This is a genomic window from Bradyrhizobium sp. BRP20, assembly GCF_020194215.1.
GTDB classification, from domain to species: domain Bacteria; phylum Pseudomonadota; class Alphaproteobacteria; order Rhizobiales; family Xanthobacteraceae; genus Bradyrhizobium; species Bradyrhizobium yuanmingense.
Window position 1 is genome coordinate 448,786 of the sequence record NZ_JADYVY010000004.1, and the last position, 12,473, is coordinate 461,258.

At 65.0% G+C, this 12,473-nt stretch carries 10 protein-coding genes; 5 read left to right on the top strand and 5 right to left on the bottom strand.

Annotated features, from left to right (window positions below; translation table 11 throughout):
• Positions 1-174: 174 nt before the first annotated feature.
• Positions 175-1,059: a DUF3280 domain-containing protein gene (locus tag I6F33_RS13610; protein ID WP_225142863.1), complete on the top strand. Its 885-nt coding sequence runs from the start codon at positions 175-177 to the stop codon at positions 1,057-1,059.
• Here the strand turns inward: I6F33_RS13610 and I6F33_RS13615 are convergent.
• From I6F33_RS13615 to I6F33_RS13625, 3 genes are read right to left on the bottom strand one after another with little or no spacing between them, the layout of a single operon-like run.
• A complete protein-coding gene (locus I6F33_RS13615) occupies positions 1,049-2,080 on the bottom strand; it encodes an L-idonate 5-dehydrogenase (RefSeq protein ID WP_225142865.1) in 1,032 nt (343 codons plus the stop codon). The genes I6F33_RS13610 and I6F33_RS13615 overlap by 11 nt on opposite strands.
• A gap of 26 nt (positions 2,081-2,106) precedes the next feature.
• Positions 2,107-2,874: a glucose 1-dehydrogenase gene (locus tag I6F33_RS13620; RefSeq protein ID WP_225132552.1), complete on the bottom strand. Its 768-nt coding sequence runs from the start codon at positions 2,872-2,874 to the stop codon at positions 2,107-2,109.
• Positions 2,875-2,886: 12 nt separating this feature from the next.
• Complete coding sequence (locus I6F33_RS13625) at positions 2,887-4,086, bottom strand: mandelate racemase/muconate lactonizing enzyme family protein (protein WP_225142866.1); 1,200 nt, start codon at positions 4,084-4,086, stop codon at positions 2,887-2,889.
• Positions 4,087-4,264: 178 nt separating this feature from the next.
• Here I6F33_RS13625 and I6F33_RS13630 point away from each other — a divergent pair, with 178 nt between their 5' ends.
• The gene (locus I6F33_RS13630) at positions 4,265-5,029 is read left to right on the top strand and encodes a GntR family transcriptional regulator (protein ID WP_225142868.1); all 765 of its coding nucleotides are present in this window, start codon (positions 4,265-4,267) and stop codon (positions 5,027-5,029) included.
• 121 nt (positions 5,030-5,150) lie between these two features.
• The gene (locus I6F33_RS13635) at positions 5,151-6,515 is read left to right on the top strand and encodes an MFS transporter (protein ID WP_057029694.1); all 1,365 of its coding nucleotides are present in this window, start codon (positions 5,151-5,153) and stop codon (positions 6,513-6,515) included.
• A gap of 9 nt (positions 6,516-6,524) precedes the next feature.
• Here I6F33_RS13635 and I6F33_RS13640 read toward each other — a convergent pair whose 3' ends face one another.
• Together I6F33_RS13640 and I6F33_RS13645 are read right to left on the bottom strand one after the other, a co-directional pair.
• On the bottom strand, positions 6,525-7,775 hold the full coding sequence (locus tag I6F33_RS13640) for an arsenic transporter (protein WP_225142870.1): 1,251 nt from the start codon (positions 7,773-7,775) through the stop codon (positions 6,525-6,527).
• Positions 7,776-7,900: 125 nt separating this feature from the next.
• Positions 7,901-10,378 carry a PAS domain S-box protein gene (locus I6F33_RS13645; RefSeq protein WP_225142872.1) on the bottom strand — a complete coding sequence of 826 codons (2,478 nt, stop codon included), beginning with the start codon at positions 10,376-10,378 and terminating at the stop codon, positions 7,901-7,903.
• A gap of 217 nt (positions 10,379-10,595) precedes the next feature.
• Between I6F33_RS13645 and I6F33_RS13650 the strand changes: the two genes are divergently transcribed.
• Together I6F33_RS13650 and I6F33_RS13655 are read left to right on the top strand one after the other, a co-directional pair.
• Entirely contained in the window at positions 10,596-11,666 is a 1,071-nt protein-coding gene (locus I6F33_RS13650; RefSeq protein ID WP_225142874.1) for a putative zinc-binding metallopeptidase, read from the top strand.
• Between the two features lie 179 nt (positions 11,667-11,845).
• Positions 11,846-12,473 (top strand): biotin carboxylase N-terminal domain-containing protein (locus tag I6F33_RS13655; protein ID WP_225142876.1); only part of this gene is annotated, 628 nt, incomplete at its 3' end.

Sequence of the window (12,473 nt, forward strand, 5' to 3'; positions counted from 1 at the left end):
GGTGCGAACGGGCTTGTCGCGCCTCATTAAAGGGCAGAACGCCGGCGGCGGGAAGCGTTCCCGACTTGCCGCACCGCAATGTCGTGAAAATTTCCCGGCATTGGTCGGGACAGTGACGGCTGCGGAGCCTCAGGCGGCCCGTCCAGATTTTCGTCCCATCCACGAGGTCCGTTCATGCACCGCTGCCGCCTGGTTCTCTCCGCCTGTCTCCTCTTCGTCGTCTCTTGCTCGCCCCTCGCTGCGCAGGCCGCCATCGGCGTCGCCATGGACGATTTCAGCTACACCGACACTTCGGGCGAGCCGACCGACCAGACCGCGGCCCACGAGCGGCGGCTGGCGGCGTTCATGGCCGCGCTTCGAAGGGACATCGAGGCAGACCAGCGCTACCGCTTGGTGCGATCCGTCCAAGACGGAGCGGTGTTCAAGGTGGTCGGCGGCATTCAGAAGACGAGCACGCTGGTGCAATGGGCCAAGGTCGCCGTGATCGACGTCGGCACCAAGACGCTCGTGCTGGACAAGCTCTACAGCTTCCGCGGCGACAATGACGAAGCATGGGAGCGCGCGCAGATGTTCGTGTCTCGCGAGGTCATGGCCGCGCTCGGCACGCCTGCGCCGGTCGCGCTTGCCGTGTTCGATTTCGAGCTCGAGGACATGACGGCCGCCTCAGCGGGGACGTCCGGTGCGTCGGATGCGCCATATCTCGCGGAGGTCACTGGCGGTGTGCGCGAGGCGCTCGGCCAATCCGGCCGTTACCGCATCGTCGAGGTCGGCGCAGAGGCGGGGAAGGCCGGCGCTTTGCGGGATTGCGGCGGCTGCGAGGTCTCCATTGCGCGCAAGCTCGGCGCGGACCAATCACTGATCGGCGTGGTGCGCCGCGTCAGCCGCACCGAATACACGCTGGGCTTCCAGGTGCGCGATGCCAGGACCGGCGCGGTGCTGGCGCGTGGCGACAGCGGACTACGCATGGGCGCCGACTATTCCTGGAAGCGCGGGGCCGTGCGGCTGGTCACCGACCGGCTGATCGAGGGGCAACAGGCCAACGACGCGCCTAGAAGGTAAGCTGGACCTTCATCGACTGCGCGCGGTCGCTGGCGAGCTCGAAGGCCGCGGCCGCATTCTCGAACGGCATGGTGGCCGTGATCAACGGCTTGACGTCGATCAGGCCGTCGCCCATCAGGCGCACCGCGAGCTCGAATTCGGGATCGAAGCGGAACGTGCCGCGCAGCTGCAATTCCTTAGCGACGATCGTGTTGATCGGCAGCGTCATCTCGCCGCCCAGGCCGAGTTGCACCAGCGTCGCGCCGGGCCTCAGCACGTCGAGCGCGGTGCGAAGCGCGGCCTGGTTGCCGGAGGCCTCGAACAGCGTGTCGAACACGCCCTTGCCGGCGCGCCAGGGATCGAGCGCAGTGGCATTGGTCGCGACGTTGATGGCATGCGTGGCGCCGAGCTTTTTCGCGACCGCGAGCGGGGCGTCGGCCACATCGGTGACAACGATCTCCGACGCGCCGCCGAAGCGCGAGACCAAAATCATCAGCGCGCCGATCGGACCGCAGCCGGTGATCAGCACGCGCTTGCCGAGCAGGGGACCGGCCTGCTTGCCGGCATGCAGGCACACCGCAAGCGGCTCGGCGACCGCGGCTTCCGCCAGCGACAGCTTGTCTGAGATCGGCACGGCCTGCGTCGCGTCGACCGTGATGAACTCGCGAAAGCCGCCCTGCACATGGGGAAAGCGCATCGCGCTGCCGAGAAAGCGCATGTCGAGGCACTGGTTGCGCATGCCTTCCTGGCAATGCAGGCAAGCCCCGCACGGTTTGCTCGGGTTGACCGCGACGCGCGTGCCCGGCCTGACATTGGCGACGCCGTCACCGACGTCAGCGACGACGCCGGCGATCTCGTGACCCAGGGCCATCGGTTGCTGAATCCGCACGACACCGAAGCCGCCGTGATGATAGTAGTGCAGATCGGAGCCGCAGATTCCGCCATTGGCGATCTTGACGCGGACCTCGCCAGGGCCGGCGGCGGGATCGGCATAGTTGTCGATCCGCAGGTCCTTCGGGGCGTGGATGACGACGGCGCGCATGGCTTGCTCCTTCGTGGTCTTGGCGATCACATCGCGGCGATCATGCCGCCATCGACATAGATGATCTGGCCGTTGACGTAGGTCGACGCATCCGAGGCGAGGAAGATCGCGGCGCCCACCAGCTCATCCGGCTTGCCCCAGCGCTTGGAGGGAATGCGGCCCATCAGCCAATTGTTGAAATCGGCGTTGTTGACCAGTGCCTCGTTCATGTCGGTGAGCATGTAGCCGGGGCCGATCGCATTGGCCTGGATGCCGTGCTGGGCCCATTCCACCGCCATCGATCGGGTCAGGTTCTTGATGCCGCCCTTGGCCGCGGTGTAGGGCGCAATGGTGGGGCGGGCGAGCTCGCTGCCGAGCGAGCCGATATTGATGATCTTGCCGTGCTTGCGCGGGATCATGCGCTTGGCCGCCTCGCGGCCGATCACGAAGGCGCTGGTGAGGTTGGTCTCGATCACCTTGCGCCATTCGTCGGTGGTGAACTCGACCAGCGGCTTGCGGTGCTGGATGCCGGCATTGTTGACGAGGATGTCGACGGCGAGGCCTTGTCTGTCGAACTCGTTGAAGGCGGCGACGATTGCGGGCTCATCGGTGACGTTGAAGGCAGCGCCTTCGGCCTGATGGCCGGCGGCGCGAAACTCGGCGACGGCCTGCTCGACTCGCTTGGGATCGACGCCGTTGATGATGATCTTCGCGCCGGCCTTGGCCATGCCTTCGGCGATGGCGCGGCCGAGACCGCGGGACGAGCCGGTCACGAGCGCGGTGCGGCCGGAGAGATCGAAAAGGGAAGTGCTCATCTCAAGAATTCCTCAGACGTTGGAGCGGCGCACGGTGAGATCGGTGCGCTCGAAGACGGCAGGCAAGAGGTCGGCGCCCAGGCCGGGGCCTTCCATCGGAAAGACATAGCCGTCCTTGATGGTGGGCATCGTGGTGACGAGCTCATTGTACCAGCCCTTGTAGAAGGCGCGCACGGATTCCTGGATCAGGGTGTTGGGCTGGCTGAAGGACATGTGGATAGCCGCGATGAAGCCGATCGGGCCAATACAGTCATGAGGAGCAAAAGGCCGGTGATAGGTCTCGGCCATTGCCGCGATCTTGCGGCCTTCGGTGAGACCGCCGGTCCAGCACAGATCGGCCATCACCACGTGCATGGCGTCGCGGTCGAGCATGTCCTTGTAGGGGAAGCGCGAGCCCAGCGTCTCGCTGGCGCAGACCCAGACGTCGGTCGAACGGGCATATTCGGCCAACGCCTGCGGCGAGTTCATCCGGATCGGGTCCTCGTACCAGGTCGGCTTGTAGGGCTCGAGCGCACGGGCGATCTGCTTGGCGGTCGGCAGATTCCAGAGCGAATGGAGCTCGACCATGATCTCCATCTTGTCGCCGACGGCTTTGCGGATCTTCTCGAACGGCTCAATCGCCTGCTTCATCTGTGCGGCGGTGATGTAGAGGCCCTTGTTCTCCTGCGCGGCGGGATCGAACGGCCAGATCTTCATCGCCGAGATGCCGCTTTCGAGCAGGCTTTCGGCGAGCGCATCGGCATGGTTCATGAAGCCGTCGAGATCTTCATAGGGCCCCTTGGAGGCGCCGAGATTCCAATTGGCCACCGGGCTGATATTGGTCGAGCGCACATATTGCGTGCCGGCGCAGGTGTTGTAGATGCGCTGCTTGTCGCGGCAGAGGCCCCCGAGCATCTGGTGCACCGGCTGACCGCAGACCTTGCCGAATAGATCCCACAGCGCGATGTCGATCGCTGATGCCGCGCGGTATTCGACGCCGGTCGAGGACTGCGCCATCGGCAGGTTCAGCATGTCGCGATGGATCGCTTCGATGTGCAGGGGATTGCGGCCGAGCAGGCGGCCGGCAAAGGTGTCGTGGATCTGCGCTTCGACCGCGCCGGCGCCATAGAAGGTTTCGCCGAGACCGATCAGACCAGTGTCGGTGTGGATGCGGACCCAGATGACGTTGGAAAATTCCTCGGCGCGCAATGTCTCGATCGACGTGATCTTCACGGCAAGTATCCTCCCATCGAACGGCGCTTCGCACCTGACGTCTCATTTTGCGCTGCAGCATGCTGCAGGTCGTGCCGACGTCTTACGCTTGCTTGTAATATATCACAACATGTTTTAAGGGTATCACGAACAAGGCGCCACCCAGCAACGAGAGCGCGGGCTGACGGGAGAGGACGGCATGGCACGGCGCAAGCGCGCACTCGCGGTGGTGAGACACGGCGACGGGGAGGGCAGGCCCTCCCGGCGCAACCGTCTCAACTTCTTCGAGCTGGCTTATCAGAGGATCGAGGAGCTGCTCGTTCATTGCGAGCTCAAGCCCGGACAATTCATGACGATGCTGGAGTTGCAGCAAATCACCGGTTTCGGCCGCACGCCGGTGCATCACGCCGTCAATCGTCTCTCCGCCGACACCCTCATCATCATCCGGCCGCGTCACGGCCTGCACATTGCGCCGATCGATCTGGCGCGCGAGCGCATGCTGCTGGCCTTACGCCGCGACATGGAGCGCTTCGTGATCCGCCTCGCGGCCGATCGTGCCAGCCTGTCGCATCGCAATCAGGCGCTGCACATCGAGCGCCTGCTGCGCGAGCGCCGCGCCAGCCTGACGCTCGACGAATTCAATCATATCGACCGCCGCATCGATGCGCTGGTGCTGGAGGCCGCCGGCGAACCTTTCCTGGTGCATACGCTGCGGCCGCTGCACACGCTGTATCGGCGCATCGGCTACATCCATCATCGCTTCATGCCGGGGCAGGCGGATCTGTCAGGCACGATCGATCATCATCTCGCCATTCTTGCAGCCGTTGCCAACCGCCGCGTCGAGGAGGCGGTGAAGGCGAGCGACGCGTTGATCGACTACATGGGCGAGATGTTTACGGGCATGGAGGCGGGGATCGATCCGCGCCTGCTCGATTGCAGCATCGAGCCGCTGCTCGGCGCGTAGGGCTTGATCCGGAAAAATGTGAGGCGGTTCTCCGAAGAGATCATGCGCAAGACAACAAGCTAAAGCGCGAGGAGATCCTGATCTCATCGCGCTTCAGAGAGTTGTGACGAAAGGAAGAAGAATGTCAACGATGGCGATGCCACAGGCGACCGCGAGCGAAGCCGCGGTCCGCTACCTCATCACGAACTACAGTCCCAAAGGCAACAAGGTCGGTTGGCTGATGATGGCCTCGATCCTGGTCGAGGCCTGGGACCTCTATTCGATCGCCTTCGTGCTGATCTTCATCAAGGAGCAGTACAATCCCGATCCGCTGATGCTCGGCCTCGCCGCCGCGGGCACGCAGGGCGGTGCCTTGATCGGCGCGCTGCTCGGCGGCTGGCTGTCCGACAAGATCGGCCGCCGCGTGATGTTCCTGGTGACGATGGTGCTGTTCATCGTACTGGCGCTGGCGCAGGCCTTCGTACCCAGCGTCGGCTGGCTTGTCGTGATCCGCTTCCTGCTCGGCATTCCGCTCGGCTCCGACATCTCGACCGGCTACACCTACATCATGGAATCCATGGCCAAGGGCGAGCGCGAGGTCATGGGCAATCGCTGGCAGTTCATGTTCGCCGTCGGTGAAGTTCTCACCATCGGCGTCATCGTGATCTTCCTGCTGGTCGACATGAACCACGAGATGCTGTGGCGCGTGACGCTCGGTCTCGGTGCGGTGCCGGCACTGATCATCCTGATCATGCGTCACGACGTGCCGGAGACGGCGGTGTGGCTGGTGCAAAAGGGGCGCTACCGCGAGGCCAAGCAGGTCGCGCGCGAGATGTTCAACGACAATCTCGATATGCTGCCGGATCGGGACGTCGAGGTTCCCAAGACCAGCACGCGCGCATTCCTCGCTGACCTCAGGAAGGATCCGATTCGCTGGCGTGCCACCCTTTATGGCTGGATCGCCTGTTTCGCCCAGGCGAGCGAGTTCTCGACCTTCGCATTCTATCTGCCGGTGCTGTTTGTGATGGTCGGCGTATCGAGCGTGCTTGGCATCAATGTGGTGACGATGGCGCTGTTCTCTTTCGCCGCCCTGTCGGGCTGGGTCGGACCCTTGCTGACGCCGAAGATCGGCCATCGTGGCATCGCCATCGCCGGCTTCGGCATCGTGCTGGTTTCGCTGCTGGTCGCGGCCTTCGCGCTCTACACCGACAACAAGATCCTGCTGCCGTTCGCCGCCGCCGGCATGCTCTGGGGCCATTATTGGGATGCGTCGAACTGCATGACGATCCCGACCATGGTCGCCCGTCCGCGATATCGGGGCACCGCAAGCGGCTTCGCCTACATGTTCGTGAAGCTGCCGTCGTTCCTGGCGATCTTCCTGTTCCCAACGGTGTTTGCCGCGATCGGGCAGGCGAACGCCACGCTGATGGTCGCGATCTTCCCGCTGGTAGGCCTGCTTGCCGCGATCTTCATCCTGCCGGAAGTCTACGGCTACGAGAACGACTGACGATGAGCGCTATCTGATCGCGGCGGCTAACGCCGCGATCAGGGCCGGCGGCGTCACCAGCAGGCCGAGCTTGAGGAACGGCCAGGCGCCGACCTCGATCTTCTCGCGGCGGAGCGCGACCAGCCAGAGGATGGTGGCGAGCGAGCCGGTGACCGACAGATTGGGGCCGAGGTCGACGCCGATCAGGATCGCGCTGACGACGGGCACCGGCAGATGATCGCCGGCGGCAACCGAGCCGGCGACGAGGCCGACCGGAAGATTGTTGGCGATGTTGTCGGCGAGCGCGGTGGCAATGCCCACGCTCCAGGCCGCCTGCGGGACCGATTGAGCTACCGCCTGGTGCAGCAACGCGTTGAGCTGCGCGATCACGCCGGTCTTGATCAACGCCTCCACCATGACGAAGAGCCCGCCGACGAGCGGCAACACGCTCCAGGACACCCCGCGCAGCACGGGCAAGGGTGATTGCCGGCTGAGCAGCAGCACGATCGCGGCCGTCACGCCGCCGCAGATAAAGGTCGGCAGGCCGAGCTGCTTGTCGAGCGCTGACGCCGTGACCAGCACCATGCCGATCGCGGCGATGCCTATTGCGGTGAGCTTGCCGCCGCGGCCGAGCTTGGGATGCGGCACGCTGCGCGCGATCGTCTCTTCCTTCAGCGCGTGGTGCTGGGTCAGGCGCAGCACGATGTAGGTCAGCAGGATCGACGCCGCCGAGGGCAAGGCGAACAGGCGTAGCCATTCCGTCAGGTGCGGCATGCGCGCGCCGAACACGACGAGGTTGGCGGGGTTGGAGATCGGCAGGACGAAACTCGCGGCATTGGCGATGAAGGCGCAGACGAACAGATAAGGCAGCGGCTTCGCGCCGGCCGCGCGCGTCGCGGCATAGACGGCCGGCGTCAGCACGATCGCGGTAGCATCGTTGGAAAGCAGCACGGTCACGAGCGTGCCGACGAGATAGATCAGCAGGAACAGCCGCTGCGGCGAGCCGCGTGCGTATTCCACCGCGAGCGCGGCGAGATAATCGAACAGGCCTTCGAGCCGCGCCAGCTCGGCGATCAGCATCATGCCGATCAGGAAGAGATAGACGTCGAGGCCTTTCTCGATGCCCGTCAGCGCCTCCTGCCAGGGCAGCAAGCCTGATAGCACCAGGGCGCTCGCGCCGATCGCGGCCCAAATCGCCTCGGGCAGGCGAAACGGCCGGATGATGACGCAGGCGGTCGCGACGAAGATGATGCTCCAGGCCCAGATGGCGTCAGACGGCACGTTCAGTCCTTGAGGTTCGGTCAGTCATTCGGCATCGATAACCGATGCGGGAAGGGCTGTCTTCCCCTAGAGTCTTGCCGCGGCAACAGACTGGAATTCGTGGCTGCTTCTCGCGAATGTGACACTCACCTTGCGACTGACAGCTTCTCCATGATCGCCTTGCGCAGGATGCGCGAGAGCGACTCGACGGAATAGGGCTTCTGGATCAGCTCGAAGCCGCGATGGGCGTTTTCGGCGAGCACGTTGCTGTAGCCGGACGTGAGCACCACGGGCAGGCCCGGATAGCGCTCGCGGACGATGCCGGCGAGCTCGACCCCGTTCATGCCGGGCATGATGACGTCGGAGAATACGAGGTCGACGGCAAATTCATTCTCGCCCAGGATCGCCAGCGCCGCGTTGGCATTGGCGACGCGGCGGACGACATAGCCGAGATCCTCCAGGAGCTCGGTGGAGAAGCGGCCGACCTCGTCGTCGTCCTCGACCACGAGCACGCGATAGCCACGCCCGGTCGTGGCCGCCTCGTGGCTCAGGGCCGCGGCTTCCTTCTCCGTGGTGGGGCTTTGCGCCTGCGGCAGGTAGATGGTGAAGGTGGCGCCTTCACCTTGCACGCTGGTCACCGCAATGTCGCCCTCGGACTGCTTGGCGAAGCCGAAGGCCTGGCTGAGGCCGAGGCCGGTGCCCTTGCCGACCTCCTTGGTGGTGAAGAACGGCTCGAAGATCTGTTCGAGATGTTCCGGCGCGATGCCGCTGCCGGTGTCGGTGACGGAGATCGCGACATAGTCGCCGCGGCGCGCCGATTGTGCGCGCAGGCTCGGTATTCCCGAGACCTTGCGCACGGCGATGGTGAGGCGGCCTTCGCCGTCCATGGCATCGCGAGCGTTGATGGCGAGATTGATCAGCGCTGTCTCGAACTGGGCGATGTCGGCCACCGTGAAGCAATCGGCATCCCGAACCTCGACGGCGATCTCGATGCGGGCGCCGACCAGCGGCCGCACCAGCTGCGCCACGCCCTCGACCTGGCTGCCGACGTTGAAGATCTGCGGCTTCAGCGGTTGCCGGCGCGCAAAGGCCAGAAGCTGCGCGGTCAGCTTGGAGGCGCGCTCGACCGTGTCGGAGATAGCATCGACGTAGCGGCGGCGGCGCTCCTCCGGCAGCTCGCGGCGGCGCAGGAAATCGGTCGCAGAGCGGATGATGGTGAGGAGATTGTTGAAGTCGTGCGCGACGCCACCGGTGAGCTGGCCGATCGCCTCCATCTTCTGCGATTGCCGCAGCGCTTCCTCGCCGCGGCGCCGCTCGGTGATGTCCACCGCCTCGGGCACGGCGCCGGTGATGTTGCCCTGGCGGTCGAGCACGGGACGCATGCCGAAGTCGAAATCGCGCTCGCCGATCGGAAGGCGCAGGCGCATCTCCAGCCGCACGGGTTCGCCCTTGAGCACGGTGTCGAAGGCCTCGCGCACGGCGGCACTCATGCCCTCCGTGCCGGTGAACCAGGGTGTGTCCCAGAACGGCTTTCCGACCACGTCCGCGGAATTCGCCTTGATGCCGGCGAGCGCGGTCTTGTTGGCGTAGACCAGCTGGCCCTCGAGATTGACCAGGCCCTGATACTGATTGCTCGTCTCCAGGATCGCGCGCAGCCGCGCCTCGTTGGCTTCGAGCTCGGCGGTGCGCTCGGCGATGCGCTCTTCCAGCGTCTCGTTCAGCCGCCGGAGATCGATCTCGGCCTGCTTGGCGACGGTGACGTCGTGGGCGACGCCGATGAAGCCGATATGCTTGCCGGTCGCATCCCAGCGCGGCTGCGATTCCGAGCGGAGCCAGCGCCATTCGCCGCTGGCGTTCTTGTAGCGCGCTTCCAGCACGAAGGGTTTGAGGGACGCTTCACCCTGGACGGATTGCTGCAGCACGTGCGGCAGGTCGTCGGGATGCAGCACCTTGCGCCAGTCGAAGTCGATGGCCTGGTCGTAGGGCAGGCCGACGAAATCGACATAGGCCTGGTTGGCGAAGGACCGCTTGCGGTCGAGCTTGGTGACCCAGATCGGCACCGGCGCGCTGTCGGCGATCAGCCGGAAGCGCTCCTCGCTTTCGCGCAGCGTCTCGCGCGCCAGCGCCTGATCGGTCATGTCGATATGAGCGCCGACGAGCCGGATGGCGCGGCCGTCCTTGTCGCGCTCGATCTTTGCGACGACCCGGATCCAGCGGGTCTCGCTGTCGCTGGGACGGATGATGCGGTATTCGGCGCTATAGTCCTCGCTCGCTCCGGCGAGCGCTTCGAAGAAATGCTTGACAGTGGCGTCGCGGTCGTCGGGATGGATACGGTTGACCCAATCCTCGTGCGACTCCTCGGCGGCTTCCGGCGGAAGGCCGTGGATCATCAGATATTCGGGCGAACGCCGGTTCTTGAAGCCTTCGCGGAAATCGACCTCGACGCCGCCGACCTTGCCGATGCGCTGGATGCGCGCCAGCTCGGCCTCGCGCTCCTGCAGCGCGCGATAGGCATTGTCGCGCTCGCGCGCGACGTCTTCGAGGTGCTGGCGCAGCCTTTCGGCGGCGATGGTCTCGGGCAAGGGTTCGTTCAAGGCATCGGCCGTTGTCATGCAGGTGCGCACGTGCCGGACCGATATTCACACAGACGGAGCGTGATGGCCATTGTTTAGAGGGCAGGTGGTGCCGGGAAATGGGGGCGCGCGCCTGAACGCAGAGAAGTACGCGGTGGTAACGTCCGGTCTGGCAATTTGTTCCGAATACTGGAACGATCGGCGGATTGAGGCGTCGTCGCGAGGTGCCAGCGCGCTCATAGGCTTTCCTTTCCCACGAGGCTAAATCTTGAAGCTCTTTATCTGCCAGGCCTGCGGCAACGTCCTCTATTTCGAGAACCGCGTCTGCGAACGCTGCGGCCATCGGATCGCCTTCCTGCCAGAGAAGGAGACGATGTCGGCGATCGAGGCCGACGGAGACGCCTGGAGCATCCTCGCCGACAAGAGTGAGAGCCGGATGCTGTGCCGGAATGCCGAGTACGACGCCTGCAACTGGCTGACCGACGCAGGCGATAGCACCGGCTATTGCCGCGCCTGCCGCCACAACGGGACCGTGCCGAACCTTTCGGATCCGGCGCAGCTCGCCGGCTGGCGCGAGCTGGAGGTGGCCAAGCACCGGCTGTTCTATTCCCTGATCCGCTGGAAGCTGCCGCTCCAGACCCGCCAGGACAATCCCGAGCATGGCCTGATCTTCAACTTCCTCGCCGACGATCCGCACAGCGGCGAGAAGGTCATGACCGGCCATGACAACGGCCTGATCACGATCGCGCTGACCGAGGCCGACGACATCGAGCGCGAGCGGCGCCGGCTCGAGATGGGCGAGCCGTACCGGACGCTGCTTGGGCACTTTCGCCACGAGGTCGGACATTACTTCTGGGATGTGCTGGTGCGCGATGGCGGCAAGCTCGACCAGTGCCGCGCCGTCTTCGGCGACGATAGCGCCGATTACGGCCAGGCCCTGCAGCGCCATTATGCCGAGGGCGCGCCGCCGGACTGGCAGCAGAACTACGTCTCGGCCTATGCCACGACCCACCCTTGGGAGGATTTCGCCGAAACCTGGGCGCACTACCTCCACATCGTCGATGCCCTGGAAATGGCCGCCGAGTTCGGCATGGAGGTGCGTCCCAAGGTCGACCGCGACGGGGAGCTGACGGCGCGCATCCGCTTCAACCCGTACGAGGCCAGGGATGTCGAGGTGCTGGTCAACGCATGGCTGCCCTTCACCTTCGCCATGAACAGCGTCAACCGCGCCATGGGCCTGCGCGACCTCTATCCCTTCATCCTGTCGCCCGCGGTGGTCGGCAAGCTGGGCTTCATTCATGACCTGGTCCGGGACGCGGCCAAGGCCGGAAAGTCCTAGGGATGCCGCACGGCAGGCGCGCCGGGCCCATTTCGGTCTTGCGCTGGTACGCCAAAGGCGGCCCGATTTAGACCGTTGCCTCCGGCCCATTTTGATGTACCACGGGAGCCACACGGCCCCTCCCAAAGGCCCCAACGGCCAGGGAAGGGTCCCGCCCAAGGTCGAGACTCAAGAAAAGCATGTTCAAACGCATTCTGATCGCCAATCGCGGCGAAATCGCCTGCCGGGTCATCAAGACTGCCCGCAAGATGGGAATTCAGACGGTCGCGGTCTATTCCGAGGCCGACCGCGATGCCCTCCACGTCGAGATGGCCGACGAGGCGGTGCTGATCGGCCCGCCGGCCGCGGCCGAGAGCTACCTGGTGATCGAGAAGATCGTGGAGGCCTGCCGGAAGACGGGTGCCGAGGCTGTGCATCCCGGCTACGGCTTCCTGTCCGAGCGCGAGGCGTTTCCGCGCGCGCTGGAAGCCGCAGGAATCGTTTTCATCGGCCCGAATCCCGGCGCGATCGCCGCAATGGGCGACAAGATCGAGTCCAAGAAGGCCGCCGCAAAAGCAAAAGTCTCGACCGTGCCGGGCTATCTCGGCGTCATCGAGGACGACAAGCACGCGGTGCGGATCGCCGACGAGATCGGCTACCCCGTCATGATCAAGGCCTCCGCCGGCGGCGGCGGCAAGGGTATGCGCATCGCCCATTCCAAAGCCGAGGTTGCCGAGGGCTTCAACCTCGCCAAGGCGGAGGCAAAGGCCTCGTTCGGCGACGACCGCGTCTTCGTCGAAAAGTTCATCGTCGATCCCCGCCACATCG